The 17,072-nt window shown below is 67.2% G+C and carries 15 protein-coding genes; 3 read left to right on the top strand and 12 right to left on the bottom strand.

Annotation, left to right across the window (positions count from 1 at the left end):
- Window positions 1-64 precede the first annotated feature (64 nt).
- On the top strand, window positions 65-865 hold the full coding sequence (locus tag ACFTSF_RS32320; RefSeq protein WP_380158257.1) for a L,D-transpeptidase: 801 nt from the start codon (window positions 65-67) through the stop codon (window positions 863-865).
- Here ACFTSF_RS32320 and ACFTSF_RS32315 read toward each other — a convergent pair.
- Both ACFTSF_RS32315 and ACFTSF_RS32310 read right to left on the bottom strand, forming a co-directional pair.
- On the bottom strand, window positions 841-2,709 hold the full coding sequence (locus tag ACFTSF_RS32315) for a PQQ-binding-like beta-propeller repeat protein (RefSeq protein ID WP_380158256.1): 1,869 nt from the start codon (window positions 2,707-2,709) through the stop codon (window positions 841-843). The two genes, ACFTSF_RS32320 and ACFTSF_RS32315, sit on opposite strands and share 25 nt — an antisense overlap.
- A 5-nt stretch (window positions 2,710-2,714) precedes the next feature.
- Window positions 2,715-3,095 carry a winged helix-turn-helix transcriptional regulator gene (locus ACFTSF_RS32310; RefSeq protein ID WP_380158254.1) on the bottom strand — a complete coding sequence of 127 codons (381 nt, stop codon included), beginning with the start codon at window positions 3,093-3,095 and terminating at the stop codon, window positions 2,715-2,717.
- A gap of 110 nt (window positions 3,096-3,205) precedes the next feature.
- Here ACFTSF_RS32310 and ACFTSF_RS32305 point away from each other — a divergent pair, with 110 nt between their 5' ends.
- Window positions 3,206-4,087, top strand: a complete 882-nt coding sequence (locus tag ACFTSF_RS32305) for an NAD(P)-dependent oxidoreductase (protein ID WP_380158252.1) — start codon at window positions 3,206-3,208, stop codon at window positions 4,085-4,087.
- 84 nt (window positions 4,088-4,171) lie between these two features.
- Here the strand turns inward: ACFTSF_RS32305 and ACFTSF_RS32300 are convergent, their stop codons facing one another.
- From ACFTSF_RS32300 to ACFTSF_RS32265, 8 genes are read right to left on the bottom strand one after another with little or no spacing between them, the layout of a single operon-like run.
- Window positions 4,172-5,572: an amidase gene (locus ACFTSF_RS32300; protein ID WP_380158250.1), complete on the bottom strand. Its 1,401-nt coding sequence runs from the start codon at window positions 5,570-5,572 to the stop codon at window positions 4,172-4,174.
- Window positions 5,573-5,620: 48 nt separating this feature from the next.
- A complete protein-coding gene (locus ACFTSF_RS32295) occupies window positions 5,621-6,379 on the bottom strand; it encodes an SDR family NAD(P)-dependent oxidoreductase (protein WP_380158248.1) in 759 nt (252 codons plus the stop codon).
- Window positions 6,380-6,393: 14 nt separating this feature from the next.
- Window positions 6,394-7,827, bottom strand: coding sequence for an aldehyde dehydrogenase family protein (locus tag ACFTSF_RS32290; RefSeq protein ID WP_380158247.1), 1,434 nt, complete (start codon window positions 7,825-7,827; stop codon window positions 6,394-6,396).
- On the bottom strand, window positions 7,824-8,684 hold the full coding sequence (locus ACFTSF_RS32285) for an ATP-binding cassette domain-containing protein (RefSeq protein WP_380158246.1): 861 nt from the start codon (window positions 8,682-8,684) through the stop codon (window positions 7,824-7,826). Before ACFTSF_RS32285 ends, ACFTSF_RS32290 begins: the two co-directional genes overlap by 4 nt.
- The gene (locus ACFTSF_RS32280; RefSeq protein ID WP_380158244.1) at window positions 8,677-9,681 is read right to left on the bottom strand and encodes an ABC transporter ATP-binding protein; all 1,005 of its coding nucleotides are present in this window, start codon (window positions 9,679-9,681) and stop codon (window positions 8,677-8,679) included. The genes ACFTSF_RS32285 and ACFTSF_RS32280 overlap by 8 nt, the downstream gene beginning before the upstream one ends.
- Entirely contained in the window at window positions 9,678-10,496 is an 819-nt protein-coding gene (locus ACFTSF_RS32275; protein ID WP_380158242.1) for an ABC transporter permease, read from the bottom strand. The genes ACFTSF_RS32280 and ACFTSF_RS32275 overlap by 4 nt, the downstream gene beginning before the upstream one ends.
- Window positions 10,493-11,443: an ABC transporter permease gene (locus ACFTSF_RS32270; RefSeq protein ID WP_380158240.1), complete on the bottom strand. Its 951-nt coding sequence runs from the start codon at window positions 11,441-11,443 to the stop codon at window positions 10,493-10,495. The genes ACFTSF_RS32275 and ACFTSF_RS32270 overlap by 4 nt, the downstream gene beginning before the upstream one ends.
- 4 nt (window positions 11,444-11,447) lie before the next feature.
- Window positions 11,448-12,959, bottom strand: a complete 1,512-nt coding sequence (locus ACFTSF_RS32265; RefSeq protein ID WP_380158238.1) for an ABC transporter substrate-binding protein — start codon at window positions 12,957-12,959, stop codon at window positions 11,448-11,450.
- Window positions 12,960-13,147: 188 nt separating this feature from the next.
- On the opposite strand from ACFTSF_RS32265, the gene ACFTSF_RS32260 reads away from it, so the two are divergent.
- A complete protein-coding gene (locus tag ACFTSF_RS32260) occupies window positions 13,148-13,903 on the top strand; it encodes a FadR/GntR family transcriptional regulator (protein WP_344161787.1) in 756 nt (251 codons plus the stop codon).
- Here the strand turns inward: ACFTSF_RS32260 and ACFTSF_RS32255 are convergent.
- Window positions 13,900-14,406, bottom strand: a complete 507-nt coding sequence (locus ACFTSF_RS32255; protein WP_344161784.1) for a hypothetical protein — start codon at window positions 14,404-14,406, stop codon at window positions 13,900-13,902. The genes ACFTSF_RS32260 and ACFTSF_RS32255 overlap by 4 nt on opposite strands.
- A gap of 105 nt (window positions 14,407-14,511) precedes the next feature.
- Window positions 14,512-17,064, bottom strand: coding sequence for an MXAN_6230/SCO0854 family RING domain-containing protein (locus ACFTSF_RS32250; RefSeq protein WP_380158235.1), 2,553 nt, complete (start codon window positions 17,062-17,064; stop codon window positions 14,512-14,514).
- Between the last annotated feature and the right edge of the window lie 8 nt (window positions 17,065-17,072).

Below are 17,072 nucleotides of genomic sequence, written 5' to 3'. Positions count from 1 at the left end.
GTCGCTGCGCGCTCACTCGGCGTGGTTCTGCAACTCTTGAAGGTGCTCGAGGGAGAGGGGAATCATGTCTCGTCGACATGGTCTGGTGGCCGGTGCAGTCGTGCTGTCGTTCGTTCTGGCCGGGTGCGCCGATGTGGCTGCCAGCGAGACACAGGCGACCACGCCAACTCCCAAAGCCGGCGGTACGACGACCAGTCCCCCGAGCACCACGCCGACTCCGTCCGCTAAGCCCACGGTCAAGCCGACGGTGAAGCCCACGACGAAGCCGAAGAATCCGCACAATGCGCAGTACTACGCGTTGAAGGTGGAGCAGAAGCTGGAGAAGCTCGGTTACCCGGTCGGCGATGCCGACGGCAAGATCACCGTGCGGGCCCGGCAGGCGTTGTGTGCCTGGCGTGAGACGCAGGGTCTGCCGATCAGCCGCAAGGGTCTGACGCTGGACGACGCCTACTCGGTGATCAACGCGACCGCGAAGCCGACGCCGAGCCGCGCGGACGGCATCTACGTCAACAAGACCTGCCAGATCATGTACCAGATCGTCGGCAAGCAGTACAAGCGGATCGTCTGGATCTCGACCGGCGCTCCCGGCTACGACACCCCGAACCGCACCGGCAAGGTGTGGCGCAAGTGGGCCGGCGCGCACGAGAGCAGCCTGTACGACGACGCGTACATGTACGACTCGCTCTATTTCCTCAAAGATCGCCCGGGGATCGCTCTCCACGGATCTCGCGTGAACTCGCTGATCAAGCCGTACCCGGCCAGCCACCGTTGTGTGCGCGTGCTGCGGCCGGCGATCCACCAGATCTTCGACGAGACCCCGATCGGTACGACGGTGTCGGTCTACGGCAAGTTCGTCTGGAGCTGACCCGCACTGCCGCAGACGTAAAGCGCTCCGGTGGTCGGGTCTGCGGCGAGTTGTGGTGCGTTGTGCCACTCGCTGGCCAGGCCGGTCAGAATCGTTGTGGTCGACAGATCTGGTTCGACCTGCAGTACTGCGTCTTCGGTCGCGAGGTAGAGGTGATCGTCGACCGACACCAGTCGGCCCGGCTCGGATCCGCCGACGTGGCCGAGTGCGACGAGTTGCTGGGTGTCGGGTCTGGCTGCGAACAGGCGACCGTCGCGGGTGACGCCGTACAAGAGGTCTCGGTGCCAGGCGAGACTCGTGTACTGCGTGACTTCGTCGAGCGGCTGCCAGGTCCACAGGAGCTTTCGCTCGATCAGGTCGAATCCGGCGATCACCGCGTTCCCGCTCTGCGCAGGCAGCCCGTCGGCGATCGTCTCGCTGCCGATGATCACGGTCGTGGATTCTGGGCCGCTGGAACGCAGTGCGAGAGAGGAGAGAGCGCTTTCTCCGAGGAGATCGTCGTACCGGTCGATCGTGCCTGTTGCCGGCGTGAGGACGGCGAGCGCGCCGCCGCGATGGCCGTACTGGTTTCGGGTGACGACCAGGATGAGGTCGCGGTCGGGTGACCAGGCGATGTCGTGAGGGCGGTTCGACAGGCCGCCGATCTTTCCGATGGGAGTGACCTTCTGCGTCTCGCGGTCGTAGCGGCAGATTCCGGCGCCGGGGTACAGCGCGAGGTAGACGGCGTCGCCGGTCGACACCATCGCCTTGGGTTCGCCATCCACGACGTACCGGCGCATGGTCCGCTCGGCCGGCCGATGGACGCAGAGCCCGAAGTTGCCGCCCACCAGTACGTCGTCCTGCACTGTGCACACGGATTGCGGCGGCTCGACGTGGGCCGGGAGTCCTTGCTGGCCGAGGTCGACGACTGTCGTGCTTTCGCCTGCCCAGCGCCAGGATTGTCCACCGCCGGAGATTCCGGATACGCCGTCGGGGTTGACCGCGAGACTCCGGGTTTCTTGGCCCGGAAGCGGCGTACAGACTCGATCTAGTTGGCCGGTTGCGATGTCGTAGCGGAAGAGGGAACCGCTCGGCCTGCCGGTGCACCACAGCACTTGACCATCGATGGCGATCGCGTCGATGGTTCGTTCGTCCGTTTCGATCACGTCGTAGCGGCCGGGCGTCTGGCGGTCGAGGACTATCAGCAAGCCACCAGGCTCGGTGCCGACGGCAACGAAGTCGCGGGTTACTGCGAGCGAGTAGACAAAGTCTTCGCGGGCCAGTTCGGGGATCGGTATCTCCTGCGTCTCGCCCGTTGCTGGGTTCAGTGTCAGAAGGCGTGCCGGGCAGCCGGTCCCCACGTGGAGCAGCTCCGGATCGGCCGCGAGAGCGCGGACATAGGTTGCTGACGGCAAGGGAGAGCCGAGATCGCGGATCATCCCGGTGGCGTCGTCTAGCTCGTACACCTTGCCGCCGGGGTAGGTTCCGGCGTAGAGCCGATCGCCGGGACCTTGGGTCAGAGCGAAGACGAACTCCTCCTCGCCGAGTCGGCCGAAGGTGGAGACAGCGCCGGAGTGAACATCCCAGCGATGCACGTTCGCGGTCGGGTAGGTGCCGACGAACACTGCCGAGTCGGAGGTGGCGATTCCCCAGCCGCCGTGACCGTTCGGCAAGCGCACACGTCGCCGTACCCGGTGGCCTTCCTGCAGCTCGAGCTCCGCGACAGTGCACGGTGCGAGACCGCGGCTGACCACGTATCCCCGAGCGGGACCGCCATTCATTGCACCGGCGAGCGGCGTACCGGTGACGGCTGGGCCGAGCGGCGTGATGATGCCCCCGGCCGGCTCGAATCGATAGAGGTCCATCCGCGTCAGGGGCGGGGCATTGCTGCGGCGTCCTGGTGATCGACCATCTGGATGTGCTGGCTGCGGATCCGCGATGATCCCCACGCGCCGAGCGGGGTGAGGGCGGCGTTGAGCGAGCGACCTTCGTCGGTGAGCGAATACTCGACGCGCGGCGGGACTTCGGCGTACACGGTGCGCACGACGAGGCCGTCCTGCTCCATCTCGCGCAGGTGCTGGGTCAGCATCTTCTCGCTCACTCCGGGGAGTCCGCGCCGCAGTTCGGCGAAGCGGCGGATGCCGTGCTCGTCGAGCTCCCAGAGGATCAGGCCCTTCCACTTGCCGCTCACGACGTCCATCGCGGCGTCGATACCGCAGATGTACGGGCCTTGCCGCGCTGACCTCACCATGCGAAACCCCCACTAACCAAAAAGTAAGTACCGCAGTAATTAGTGCGTACTTCCGCGTTCTTAAGTGCCAGTCAAGCATGGAGGTGAACACCAAACAACCAAGGAGTCTCATGCCCCGCACTCCCGTCACACTCATCGGTCTCGGGCCGATGGGACAGGCGATGGTCCGCACGCTGCTCGCGGCCGGACACCCGGTGACCGTCTGGAACCGGACCCCTTCCCGCGCCGCCGGCGTCGTGGCCGACGGCGCTGTACTCGCAGAGAGCGCTCTCCATGCCGTCGAGGCCAGCGAGCTCGTGATCTTGAGCCTGACTGACTACCAGGCGATGTACGACGTACTGGAATCTGCCGCTGGTTCGCTGGCCGGCCGCACCGTGGTCAACCTCAGCTCCGATACTCCGGATCGCACGCGGTCGGCGGCTTCGTGGGCGGCCTCGCATGGCGCGACGTTCTTGACCGGTGGAGTCATGATCCCCGCGCCGATGGTCGGGACCGATCAGGCGTACGTCTACTACAGCGGCCCGAAGGAGGTTCTTGAGCTACACGAGATCGCGCTCTCTCAGATCGGAGCGCCGCGGTATCTGGGCGAGGATCCGGGTCTGGCCCAGCTGATGTACCAGGCTCAGCTCGATGTGTTCCTGACGACACTTTCGTCGCTGATGCACGCGACGGCACTACTCGGTACGGCGGGGGTTTCCGCGGCCGAGGCCTTGCCGGAGCTGCTTCAGACGGTGCGCGGTATTCCGGAGATGCTGGACGCTGGTGCTGAGAATCCCGGGGCGGATATCGATGCCGGTAAGCATCCTGGGGACCTGAGCACGATCACGATGATGGGTGCGACTGCGGATCACATCGTTGGAGCGAGCGAGGCGGCTGGGATCGACCTCGGGCTGCCGCGGGCGGTCGCGGCGCACTACCGTCGCGCGATCGAGGACGGCGACGGTGGCGACAACTGGACCCGGATCATCGACGGAATCCGTAGTCCTCGCTGACTCCTGATGCCGCTGTCCTGCGTTCCGTGTCCTCCGGAGCGATCGGCAGCGAGAGCGATGGCTGTCTCCCCCGGCCGCCCAGCGTTAGAGCTGGGTCGGCCAGGGGCGGTGGTGTGAGAGAGCGCTATCTATGTAGCCCGCGAGGGCGAGAGCGGTCATGTCCTGGTGGTGCGGTACGGCGATCTGGGCGCCGATGGGGAGTCCGGTGGTGGACCAGCCTGCGTTCAGAGTGGTCGCCGGGTGGGCGGACATGTTGTAGGGAACGGTGAAGGCGATGTGCTCGAAGGGCTTGGCCGGGTCGTCGGTGGGATAAGCGAGCTCGGCGGGGAACGCGGTGATCGGGGCGACTGGGGACAGGATCACGTCGTATGACTTGAAGACGGCGGTGACTGCGGCGGCCATGGCGCCCATTTGGCCGTAGCCGTGGAAGACGTCGGAGCCGGTGAGTTCGCCGGCGGTGGAGACCCAGTCGCGGATCTGCGGGAGAACTTTGGCTCGGCGTTCTTCGGGGAGTGCGGCGATGTCGGTCGCGGACCGGATCCGCCAGAAACGGTCGAGGCCGTCGAGCATCTCGCGGGTGATGATCGGTTCGATCGGTTCGATGATGGCGCCGGCTTTTTCGAGAACGGCTGCTACTGCGATGACGGCTGCGGTGATCTCGGGGTCTACCGGGAGGCCGAGGCCGGCGTCCAGGAGGAGAGCGACACGGAGGCCGGGGCGGGGAGCGCTCTCTGGCGATCTTGCCGCGTTCTCGGGTGCGTTGTCAGGTGGGGGTGGGTATGAGGTGTGGTCGCGGGGGTCGTAGTCGGACATGACCGAGAGGGCCAGGGCTGCGTCGGCTGCGGTTCGGGTGAGGGGGCCGATTGCCCTGCCTGGGTAGGGGTTCCCGACGGCGATTCGGCCGTGGGTCGGTTTGAGGCCGACGAGGCCGCACCAGCCGGCTGGGAGTCGAATCGAGCCGCCGATGTCGGTGCCGATGTGGATGGGGCCGTACCCGGCTGCGGCCGCGGCTGCGGCGCCGGCGCTTGAACCGCCGGCCGTTCTTGAGGTGTCCCAGGGGTTGCGGGTCAGGGGGTGGAAGGTCGAGACGCCGGACGAGAGCATGCCGTACTCCGGCATTGTCGTCTTGCTGAAGATGACGGCGCCGGCTGCGCGGAGGCGCGCGGCTGCTGGTGCGTCTTCGGTGGCGGGGATGAGTTCGGTGGCCGCTGTTCCTTGTGGGACTGGGGTTCCGCGGGTGGCGATGTTCTCTTTGACGGTGACCGGTACACCGTCCAGTGGGCCTGCCGTGTTGTCGCGCCAGCGCTCCTCGGATGCGCGGGCCGCGGTGCGGGCGCCGTCGGGATCGAGGGCGTAGGTGGCGCAGAGGTGTGGCTCGAATTGGTCGACGCGGGTGAGTACGTCCTCGAGTACCTCGACGGGCGACAGAGAGCGCTCTCGGTAGAGCGCAAGTAGCTCGGTCGCAGTCAGGTCGGCCAGACTCATCCACGCTCCTCAGAAATCAACTGCTCAGGAATCGGGTTATTCGGGCGGTCAGGTTGGTGGGTCGAAGCGTCCGTCTACTGCGGTCCAGCCGCCGTCTACGGCTAGGACGCTGCCGGTGACGAAGCTGGCTGCATCGGACGCTAGGTAGACGACTGCCCCGGCGAGTTCGCTTGGTTGGGCCCAGCGGGAGAGCGCTCCCTTCTGGGCGTAGGCGTCGTACCAGGCTGGGTCTGCCTTGATTTGCGCGGTGAGGGGTGTTTCGACGACACCGGGGGCGATTGCGTTGGCGCGGACGCCGGAGGGACCGAGCTCTGCGGCCGCGGTTCGGAGGAGTTGGACGAGACCGGCTTTGGTGGCTGCGTAGACCGATTGGCCGGGCTCGACCGTCGTACCGCGGATGGAGCTGAAGCCGATGATGCTGCCGCTCCCCCGCTGGGCCATGTCCTTGCCGAAGGCACGGATCAGCTGGAAGGACGCCCGGAGGTTGAGCGAGACCACGCGGTCGAACTCGTCGCTGGTGTAGTCGAGGATCCGCTTGCGCACGTTGGTGGCGGCGGTGAAGACCAGGACATCGACGGGGTCGAGTTCGGTGACGGCTCTGGTGATCGCGTCGTCGTCGAGGATGTCGAGCTCGTACGCCGTTCCTGCGGCAGTGGCTTCGGCGGCGGCGAGATCGCGGTCGGCGCAGGTCACCTGAGCGCCGTGGGCAGCTAGGGCGAGAGCGCTTTCTCGGCCGATGCCGCTGCCGGCTCCGATCACCAGGGCGTGCTTGCCGTCGAGGCGGAAGAGGTTCGCGTAGTCCGTCACAGCTGGTTCACCTCTCAGGGACGGGGGCGGATGATCGCCATTCGGGTGGTGGTCAGTTCCTCGATCGCGAAGCGTGGGCCCTCGCGGCCGATACCGGAGTCCTTGACGCCGCCATACGGCATCACGTCGGACCGGAAGCCTGGGACCTCGTTGATGACCACTCCCCCGACATCAAGTTGGTCGATCGCCGTGAACGCGGTGTCGAGTGACGCGGTGAAGACGCTGGCGTGCAGGCCGTAGCGGGATGCGTTGACGACGGAGAAAGCGCTCTCTAGGTCCGGAACGGAGCGCACCGCGATCACCGGGCCGAAGATCTCTTCATCCCACGCCGGTTGTCCGGACGGTACGTCGGTCAACACGATCGGGCCGAGGATGTCGCCCTCGGCGGCGCAGGCGATCGTGGCGCCGGCGTGAACCGCGTCCTCGACCCACTCGCGGACCCGGGCGGTCGAGCGCGGGTCGATGAGAGCGGAGACCCGGGTCGCGGGGTCTCTGGGGTCGCCGACTACGACGGTGGGCAGGCGAGCGCCGAGTTTCTCCAGCAGGGGTTGGCGAATCGACTCCACCGCGAGCACTCGCTGGACCGAGATGCAGGCTTGGCCTGAGGCGTAGTAGCCGCCTCGAATGATGGCGTCGGCGGCTGCGTCCAGGTCGGCGTCCTCGGCGACTACCAGGGCTGAGTTCGAACCTAGTTCGAGGAGGACCTTGGTGGGTGCGGCGTCGCGGGCGATCTGGTGACCGACGGCTGCGGAGCCGGTGAAGGAGACGGCTCCGATCCGGCTGTCGGTGGTGAGGGTCGCGCCGACGTCCGGTCCGCCGGTGAGCAACTGGAGAGCGCTCTCTGGTGCTCCGGCTTCGAGAAGCGCAGAACGCATCAGGTGCACGAGCCAGAGAGTTGCGAGCGGGGTCTGCGGTGCCGGCTTCACGATGATCGGGCAGCCGGCGGCGAAGGCTGGAGCGATCTTGTGGGCGGCGAGGAGGAGCGGGTAGTTGAAGCCGGTGATGCCGACGACGACACCGATCGGCTTGCGGACCCAAAAGCCGCGTAGGCCCTCGCCGCTCGGCAGGAGGTCCAGCGGGACGGTCTCGCCGTGCAGGCGGGCGACCTCCTCGGCTGCGGTCTCCAGGGTGAGCAGGGTTCGATCGATCTCCACTCGGCAGTCGATCAGCGGCTTGCCGGTTTCCAGGACGAGGAGGTCGACGAAGGCGTCACGTTCGGCTCGGACTGCGGAATGCGTTGCCTGTAAGACGTTTCGGCGTACGTATGACGGGAGGCGGCCGACCTTGTCCTTGACGGCGATCGCGTGGTCGAGGGCCTGGCGGGCGAGGGCGATGTTGCCGACTGGGGCCTCGGTGATCGTGGAACCGTCGTACGGGAAGACCACCGGGGCGGTTGCGGGTGCCTCGACCCAGGATTCGCCGATCGGCAGGCCGGATGGGAACTTCACGCGGTTTCTCCCTTCGCTAGCAGGTCTGCGGTGGTGGCGCCGGAGAGCGCTCTTTCCAGGGTCGGGATCGCGGAGACCAGGCGTTGTGTGTAGGGGTGCTGGGGAGCGGCGTACACGTCGGTGGTGGGGCCGGTTTCGACGATCTGGCCGGCGTTCATGACGGCGACGCGGTCGCAGACGTGCTTGACGACGGAGAGGTCGTGGGAAACGAAGATCAGGGTGAGGTCTAGTTCGTCGACCAGGTCGGAGATCAGGTTCAGGACCTGGGCGCGGACGGAGACGTCGAGAGCGCTCACTGGTTCGTCGGCGATGAGGATGCGGGGGCGGGGGGCCAGGGCGCGGGCGATGGAGATGCGTTGGCGTTGGCCGCCGGAGAACTGGTGCGGGTAGCGATCGCCTGCGTCTGGTGAGAGTCCGACGGCGTCCAGCAACTCGCGAACGCGCTCTCCGGAGGCGGGATGGCCTTGTACGACGAGGGGTTCGGCGATGATGTCGCGGACGCGCATGCGGGGGTCGAGTGAGCTCATCGGGTCCTGGAAGACGAGCTGGAGGTTCTCGCGGAGGAAGCTCAGGCGGCGTTCGGGGAGGTTGGTGATGTCGTTGCCTTCGACAAGTATCTGGCCGGAGGTCGGGTGGTCGAGGGCGGCGATCAGGCGGAGCAGGGTTGACTTGCCGCAGCCGGATTCGCCGACGATGCCGAAACGTTCACCCTGTTCGACTTCCAGGCTGACGCCGCGGAGAGCGTGTACTACGGGGGCGGCGCGAAGGAGCGACGTACGGGGGCGGGGGTAGTCGCGGACCAGGTCGATCACTTGGACCGCGGCGGGTGGTGTGGGGTGCTCGGGCTGCTCAGGCATGGGGGGCTCCGGCGGGGTGGTGGCAGGCGTAGCCGGTGGTGGGGGTGCCGGACCAGGTGGGGGTGGTGGCGCAGCGGTCGGTGGCGTGCGGGCAGCGGTTGCGGAAGACGCAGCCGGAGGGGAAATGGCCGGCCGCGGGAACCGTGCCGGGGATGGTGGTGAGGCGCCGGCGGGACGGGGTGCCGGCGCGCGGCGCCGTGCTACCGGAAGCGGGGACGTTGTCGAGGTTTGAGGCGGCTAGGAGGCCTTGGGTGTAGCGGTGGCGGGGGGTGGTGAAGATTTGGTGGACGGGGCCTGACTCGACTACTCGGCCGCCGTACATGACCAGGACTCGTTCGCAGATGGTGGCTACGACGGCTAGGTCGTGGGTGATGAAGAGGAGGGCTGATGACCTTGCCAGCACGCCTTGGAGTATGAGGTCCAGGACCAGGGCTTGGACTGTGACGTCCAGGGCTGTGGTGGGTTCGTCGCAGATCAGCAGGGCTGGGTCGTTGGCCAGGGCGATGGCTAGGACTATGCGTTGGCGTTGGCCGCCGGAGAGTTGGTGGGGGTAGGCGCGTAGCAGGTCGAGCGGGAGTTGTACCCGGTCCAGGAGGGCGGCGGCTGCGGTGCGGGCGGCGGTTCGGGTTGGTTGGGTGTGGTGGATCAGCATGGACTCGGCGATCTGGTCGCCGATGCGCATGGTGGGGTTGAGCGCGGTCATGGGTTCCTGGAAGACCATGGCGAGATCGCGGCCGCGGATCCGAGATAGCGCTCTCTCGTCGGCGCCGATCAGGTCGTGGTCGATGCCGGTCAGGCGGACCGAGCCGGACGGGACGACGTCGTCCGGGAGTAGGCCGAGGATGCTGAGGGCCGTGAGCGACTTACCTGAGCCGGACTCGCCGATCAGACCGACTCGCTCCCCCGGACCGACAGTTAGGTCGACGTCGGACACGAGTTGGGTGTCGCCAACGGAGACGTTGAGCCCCTGGACACTGAGTACGTCGGAGGAGGTCATCGGCGGTCTTCTAACTTAGGGTCGAAGCGGTCGCGAAGGCCGTCGCCGAGCAGGTTGAAGCCGAGGACGGCCACGGCGATGGCGATACCGGGGAAGACCGCCAGCCGTGGCGCGCTGAACAGGAATTCCTGGCTCTCTTGAAGCATGCGACCCCAAGACGGCGTGGGCGGCGGGGTTCCGTAGCCGAGGAAGGAGAGCGCTGCCTCGGCGAGAACGGCGATCGCGAACGAGACCGACGCCTGGACGGTGATCAGGCTCGTCACGTTCGGCAGGACGTGCCGGGCGGCGATCGGGAGCGGTTTCCGGCCGGCGGCACGTGCGGCCAGCACGTACTCGGTCCGCATTACCTGTAAGGCTCCGCTCCGGATCACCCGCGCGAAGCTCGGCACCGAAGCGATGCCGATGGCAACCATCGCGGTGAGTGTGCTCGCGCCGAACACCGCGCCGAACATGATCGCCAGCAACAGCGCCGGAAACGCGAGCATCAGATCGTTGGTGCGCATGATCAGCTCACTCGGCCACCGCGGAGTCATCGCGGCCAGTACCCCGAGCGGTACACCGATCACAGCGGCCACTCCCACTGCGACCACTCCGACGAACAGCGTGGTCCGCGACCCGACCATGATCTGGCTGAGCACGTCCCGCCCAAACTTGTCCGTCCCGAACCAGTGCTCCCACGACGGCGACGCCAACCGCCCCGACGGGTTGACGAGCGTCGCGTCGTACGGCGTCCAGACGAAGGACAGCAGCGCCATCAGCACGATGACAGCGACGATGACGCCGCCGACGACCAGACTCGGGTTCAGCCGCCTCATCGCGACCCCGTCCGGAGTCGCGGGTCCAGAGCGACGTACAGGAGGTCGACTAGGAAGTTGACCAGCAGTACGGCGACGACCAGCACCATGACTACGTCTTGCACCAGGATGAGGTCCCGCTGGGACACCCCATCCAATAGCAGGCTGCCGAGACCAGGGATGACGAAAACGCGTTCCACGACCACAGCGCCGATCAGCAGCGTTGCGAGCTGCAGACCGAGCACCGTCACCACCGGTACGGCGGCGTTGCGCAGACCGTGTCGCCACAGCGCCGGAAACGGCCGCAGCCCTTTCGCACGCGCCGTACGCAGGTAGTCCTCCCGCAACACGTCCAGCACCGCACTGCGCACGTACCGAGTCAGTACGGCGCCCTGGACCAACCCGAGCGACAGTGCCGGCAGCACGAGCTGCCGCAGGAACTGAACCGGATCCTCAGCCGGTGGAGTCCACCCGTTCGCCGGGAGCCAGCCGAGCTTCACTGCGAACACCATGATCAGCAGAATGCCTGCCAGGAAGGCCGGTACGGCGACGCCCACCTGAGAGAGCGCAGAGAGCGCTACCCCGGACAGTCGCCGGTGTCGTGCCGCCATCACCGTGCCAGCCGGTACAGCGAGCACCAGCGCGATGAGCATCCCGGCGACGACCAGTAGCAGCGTCACCTGGAGCCGATCGAACACCTGCGGTCCGATCTCCGCCTTCGACACGTACGACGTACCGAGGTCGCCACGGAGCAGTCCGCCGAGCCAATCGACGTACTGGGTCGGTAGTGGGCGGTCGAGGCCGAACTGGCGTCGCAGTTCGGCCACTGCCTCGTCCGACGCGTTGACGCCGAGTGCGACCCGGGCCGGGTCGCCGGGCAGCACGGCCATGAATCCGAACACCAGTACCGAGCTGACTCCAAGACTGACCAAGAGCACAGCGGTGCGCTCGATCAGGCGAAGAATCACGGTGTCACGACCGGGCGAGGCGGGACAGGTCGAAGTTCTCGGTGATCGCGTTCTGCGGCAGACCGGTCAGGTTCTTGTCCGCCACGATCAGGTTCGGCAGCAGGAACAACCAGTCGCCCGCCGCCTGCTCGGACAGCCGCCGGCCGGCCTTCTTCATGTTGTCGAGCTGCGCCGCCTCGTCACCTGCATCGGCCGCGGCCAGGTACTGCTGCAGCTGAGGGTCGTTGTAGCGGGTGTAGTACGTCGGGCTGAACACCGCACCGAGGTCACGCGGCTCGACGTGCGCGATGATCGACATGTCGTAGTCGGCGCTCTTGAAGACCGTGGTCAACCACGCCGCCGGGAACTCCAGCTGGTCGCTCTGCACCTTCAGCCCGACCTGCTCCAGCTGACTCTTGACCACCTGACCACACGACGTCGCATACGGCAGGGTGGGCAGTCGCAGCCGCAGGGTGGCACCGGCCGCGCCAGAGGCCTGCAGCAGCGCCTTGGCCTTGGCCACGTCGTACGGCGCCACAGTGGTGAGGTCCTCGTACCACGGGTCGGTCGGCGGAACCATAGAGCCGATCAGCTTGCCTCGACCGGCGAAACACGTGTCCAGCAAGGCCTTGTGGTCGATTGCCTGCCGGATCGCCTGGCGGGTGCGGATGTCGCGGAAGACCGGCTTGGAGTTGTTGAACGACAGCAGTACCTCGCCGTTCGTGGTTCCCTCGATCACCTGGTACTTCGCGTTGCTGGTGAACTGGGTGAGCGCTTCTGGCGCCTGCACCGTGGTGATCACGTTGATGGTGCCGGTCAGCAGCGCGTTGTTCAGCGCGGTCGGGTCCTTGAAGTACTTCAGCGTGATCTGCTGGAAGTGCGGCTTGGTCCCCCAGTAGCCGTCGTTGCGCTGCAGCACGATCGAGTCGCCGCGGTTCCACTTCGAGAACTTGTACGGGCCGGTGCCGATCGGCGCGGTGGCCAGCGCAGCGACCCCGGTCTCGGAGAACATCGCACCGATCCGGGTCGTCATCCGGAACAGCCAGCCGTTGCTCGGCTTGGTCAGCGTCACCTGCAGCTGCGTCGGCGACAACGCCTTGGCGTCCGCGACGACGTCCATCGCGGACTTCAGCGAGGTCGTCCAGGCCGTCTTCACGCGGTTGATGCTGAAGACTGCATCGGCCGCCGTGAACGGCTTGTCATTGGTGAACTTCGCGTTGTCGACCAGATCGAACGTATAGATCTTGCGGTCCGGTGACACCGTCCACGACTTGGCCAGTGACGGCACGATCTTGCCGGACTCGTCCTGCTTGACCAGGCTCTCGTAGACGTTGCCGAGCAGCACCTGCGGAATCGCCGCACCATCGGTCGTGGTGAAGTCGAGGCTGGCCGGCTCCGCGACCAGGCCGAGCGACAGCGACTGATCAGCGCCGGTGGACGAACCGCCCGACGTACTCGAACCCGCCGAACAGGCGGTGAGGGCGAGCAGGGCGGCGGAGGCGACGAACGCGACCGCTCGGGTGGTGTACGACTTCACGCGAACTCCTCCAGATCACCGGACTCTCGCCGCATTCTGCCGACCCGGCCCACTCCGGCCGGCAGCGGGCACGCAGTACGGCGGTGTTCGCCGTCCAGCTGTGACTGGTCCGACCAGTGGACTAGGTGTCACTGGGCCACTAGGTTTGTCGCTACGCAGGGGTCTGTCAAGGCAAAGGGGGTGACCGAATGGCCGAGGGACCACGGTTCCAGCCGGTCCAGCCCGTCCGCGCGTACCAGCGGATCGTCGAACAGGTCGAGGAAGCGCTCGTCCGGGGCGATCTCGCGCCCGGTCAGCGGCTGCCGAGTGAGCGGGAGCTCGTCGCCCAGTTCGCGGTCAGCCGGTCGACCGTTCGGGAGGCGTTGCGCGTGCTGGAGAGCAACGGCGTCGTACGGTCGCGGCCCGGGGATCCGAATGGGCCGGAGATCCTGCCGTTCTCGTCGACCGCGTTGCGCAAGCAGGTGGACCGGCTGGCGCGAGTGGATCAGCTGACCCTGGCCGAGCTGATCGGGTTCCGGATGATCATGGACGGCGCCGCGATCCAGGTCGCGTGCAAGCTCCGGACGGCGGAACAACTCGCCGAGCTCGAGGACACGCTGGTCGCGATGCGCGCAGCGATCGACGTCGACTTCGCCGCGTTCAGCGAGGCCGACCTGACCTTCCACGACCTGATCGCGCGGATCGCCCGCAACTCGCTGATCGAGACCTGCAACGAGGTCGTCCGTGGCGTCGTCCTGACGCTGATCTCGGACAAGATCGCGCACGCGTCGAACAGCCGGGCGCTGATGCTGGAGTCCCTGCAGCACCACGCTGAGGTGGTCGACGCGATCCGCTCCGGCGACGGGCATGCCGCGGCACGGATCGCCCGACAGAACATGTACGACTACTACGCCGGCTATGTGCCCGAAGACGAACGTGCTGCACTCCGGGCACTCACCGACTAATTATCGTGCTCGAGAATGCGGACTCTGGGCACCTTGAGCAGTTTGCGGGCCTTGGCGGCCCAGTCGGAGCACAGGAAACTGGCCGCGGTCTCCGGCCAGGCGACCACCACGACCTCCTGGCCGCCGGTGCGCATGACCAGCGACTTCAGGGCGAGCAACACCTCGCCGTGGGTGATGGAGACGTGCACCGGGTAACGACTCGCAAGACGTAGCTGACGCGAGCTGTGCTCGATGACCGAAGCCATGTCGAGATCTGGATCGGCAAGTGCTGTCGCTGTGGATGTTGCGGACGGGGCGCTCCCCGGTGGGCTGCTCAGACCAGCCACATCGTCGAACGTCGTACCCAGTAGTGCCATCGGTCCACCGAACCCGCGCTCCGGATGGCTGGAGACGAGCAGGTGGTAGTTGACGGCTTCTTCGTACCTTGCGTGCAGGGCGGCAACGCGGCGCGCGTCGCCCTCACTCATCTCCCGCTCGATGAGCACCACCACGTCGTAGGTCATGCGTGGCTCCCTTCGCAGTCACTTTCCGTTGTACTCCTGTCCCCGACCAGTCCAAAGCTTTTGGCGCGGCAGCGTCACGGAATTGTCAAACTGCTCTCAGGATTCTCACAGCTTGACCGGTGCGTGCGCCCGGCTGTCCGGTGCGAGTGCACTGAGCAGGTACGACGCGTCGACGAGCGCGAGCGTGGTTGCGTCGAGCAGGTGCGGGTGGAGCGCGTAGACCTGTGTGCCGGCGCGTGGGGTGAGGTCGCCGCGGAGCACCCCGACGAAATCGGCGCGGGATGCCGCGTCCTCGTCCCACACGCGGTCCGGTTCGAGTCTGGCGATCAGGCGCCGGGCGAACGTCGTCACGTCCTCGGCCGGATCACGCAGGTAGCCGACGACCGAGCCGTCATCACAGCGGACGGCGATCTCGTCGGCGCGGGCCGCTGCGTGCCAGCAGCAGACCTCCCACAGGCTGACGCGATCGCCCGAGCCGTACACGTCCTCGAGTGCAGCGGACATCAGCGCGAGGTGGCCGCCGTACCGGGCGATGTTGTGACCGTAGCCAGCCGCGCTGAGGTTGATGTCGTACCAGCGGAGCTCCTTGGTGTGCAGGTCGACGCCGAACGGGAGCAGGATCTTCGCCGGGCCGGACAGGTCGAACCGCTCCTCGACCGCGGCCGGATCGAACAGTCCGGTCGGCTGCCGCATCACTCCGACGAAACCACGCTCCAACTGGTCGAACGGGACGTTGTTGTAGCTGAACACGACAGGCAGCACGTAGCGCCCGCCCGCTCGACGGAGCTGGCGCAGGTCGAGATCCACGAACTCACTCGAGCCCTCGGGCCCAGGAGCAGACGTGAGATCACCCGAGTGCACCAGCGCCTCCTGGTCGAAGCGCAGTTGGGTGTAGTCGCACAGTCCGACGAAGTCCCACTCTTCGCCGAACACTGCGACCGAGAGATCCAGGTCGACTCGTTGTCCGCGCGGCTCGACCCAGTGCAGGAACAGCCGCAGCAGGTCCTGCGGCGGGATCGGTACGGCGCTCCCCCGCGTGATCCGGCGCAGTGACGCCGACGAGCCGCGCTCCGAGCCCGGTGCGGCGAGTCTGGCGAGGTCCTCGTCCAGGAACGCCCGCTTCCACCGCGGCAGGTCACTGGCTCGCCGCAGCATCTCTCCGACCAGTACGCCGGACAGTGCGGCCGCGAGCTGGGATGGCAGCGGCTCCCGGGCGTCGACTGTCGTCCACACTCGCGTGTTGCCGCCGCGCGGGAAGAACAGGCGCAGGTCACCTGGCGGCGTCCGCACCTGGCCGAGCGCTGCCGTGATGACAGCCGGGGACACATCCGAGACCGCAGTGCCGACCGCACCGACCAGATCGGCGTGCTGGTCGGCCGGTAGCTCGCGGGCGAGCTGCACCAGTCTGCGGAGCAGCTCCCCTGGCCGCTGCCGCAGCAGATCGAGCGCCAGCCCCGGACGGCCGTCCACGAACGCACCCTCGACGCGCGAGGCGAAGGTGCGGATGACCAGCCGCCCCTCCTCGAGCCGCACGAACGGATGTCCCGCCGCCTCGCTCAGGATCGCCTGACCGACCGCAGACTGCGTTTCGAGATCGGATCGCCGCAGTACGGCGAAGGCGAGCGCCGCGCGCGGATGCCGGGTCGCGAACTCGAACGGGTGCAGCACCTCACCCATCCGCTTCCACGCGCGCTCGTGCCGCAGCATGTCCTCGATCAGCGTGTCCGCCGGCAACCGGTCCAGCCGAGCCAGCAACAGACGCCGGGTGGCGCGAGACAGCGACGTACGGCGAACAGGTGGTGTCCGCAGACCGGGGTCGGCGTCCATCAGCGTGTAGAGCAGTCGCAGTACGTCGGTCGCTGTCCGGGCGCGGTCGATCACCTCGGGCTCGTCAGCGAGGAAGTGTGCGATGACCACCGCCTGGGTCTCGCGGACCGGGATCTCACTCGGCAGCCAGGACAGCTCGGTCAGCGGCAACAGCACCTGCAGGTCGGCACGATCCACGGCCGCCGGCGGAGTACGCCGTACCAGTAGGGACTCGACTGTGGCGCGGACTGCGTCCGGACCGGCCAGCGAGAGCAGGCGCAGCCGGTCGGAACGGACCTGACCTTGCGGCACCCCGTCGAACGACGGCTGCAGGAACGGGTCGCTCGGATCGATCCGGTGCAAGCACAGCGGGCAGGCGCTGAGGTCTGCGCCGTCCCAGCACGTGCGGCAGACCAGATGCGCACACGGTGAGACCGGATGCACCGACTTGGTGTCGCCACACAGCACGCAGGGCTGCTGGGGCTCTTGGAGTAGTCGGGCGAAGACGCGGTTGATGTAGAACGTGTCGGTGTCCGCCGGGACGGTGTCCGGGAAGCCGCGGAACAGCGGGATGTGCTCGGTGTCGTGACCCGAGTCGGCGTCCAGCAGCTCGAGCAGCGCACTGCCCAGACCGGCCAGTGCGGGAGCTGACAGGCCGGCGCAGTGCCGGTACAGACTGACCGAGAGCAGGAAGCCGCGCTGGATCAGGTCGGCCTGCAGCGCGGACATGCCGGCCTGGATGGTCAGCGGACGCCGCACCCACTGCCACGCCGACCGGCGCACGGGCGGAGTGAGAGCCACCGCGTCGACCAGCCGTCGGCGCCGCAACAGCACGGCCGCAGCCTCCTGCATCGCGTCCT

The sequence above is a fragment of the Kribbella sp. NPDC056951 genome, from assembly GCF_042674205.1.
GTDB classification, from domain to species: Bacteria; Actinomycetota; Actinomycetes; order Propionibacteriales; family Kribbellaceae; genus Kribbella; species Kribbella yunnanensis.
This window is presented reverse-complemented; position numbering and strand designations above follow the sequence as displayed.

Bases quoted from the DNA above. Each gene is read 5' to 3' on its own strand.
- ACFTSF_RS32250 (WP_380158235.1), bottom strand. From the start codon at position 17,064: ATGCAGGAGGCTGCGGCCGTGCTGTTGCGGCGCCGACGGCTGGTCGAC.
- ACFTSF_RS32315 (WP_380158256.1), bottom strand. From the start codon at position 2,709: ATGGACCTCTATCGATTCGAGCCGGCCGGGGGCATCATCACGCCGCTC.
- ACFTSF_RS32275 (WP_380158242.1), bottom strand. From the start codon at position 10,496: ATGAGGCGGCTGAACCCGAGTCTGGTCGTCGGCGGCGTCATCGTCGCT.
- ACFTSF_RS32280 (WP_380158244.1), bottom strand. From the start codon at position 9,681: ATGACCTCCTCCGACGTACTCAGTGTCCAGGGGCTCAACGTCTCCGTT.
- ACFTSF_RS32305 (WP_380158252.1), top strand. From the start codon at position 3,206: ATGCCCCGCACTCCCGTCACACTCATCGGTCTCGGGCCGATGGGACAG.
- ACFTSF_RS32260 (WP_344161787.1), top strand. From the start codon at position 13,148: ATGGCCGAGGGACCACGGTTCCAGCCGGTCCAGCCCGTCCGCGCGTAC.
- ACFTSF_RS32320 (WP_380158257.1), top strand. From the start codon at position 65: ATGTCTCGTCGACATGGTCTGGTGGCCGGTGCAGTCGTGCTGTCGTTC.
- ACFTSF_RS32310 (WP_380158254.1), bottom strand. From the start codon at position 3,095: ATGGTGAGGTCAGCGCGGCAAGGCCCGTACATCTGCGGTATCGACGCC.
- ACFTSF_RS32285 (WP_380158246.1), bottom strand. From the start codon at position 8,684: ATGCCTGAGCAGCCCGAGCACCCCACACCACCCGCCGCGGTCCAAGTG.
- ACFTSF_RS32300 (WP_380158250.1), bottom strand. From the start codon at position 5,572: ATGAGTCTGGCCGACCTGACTGCGACCGAGCTACTTGCGCTCTACCGA.
- ACFTSF_RS32255 (WP_344161784.1), bottom strand. From the start codon at position 14,406: ATGACCTACGACGTGGTGGTGCTCATCGAGCGGGAGATGAGTGAGGGC.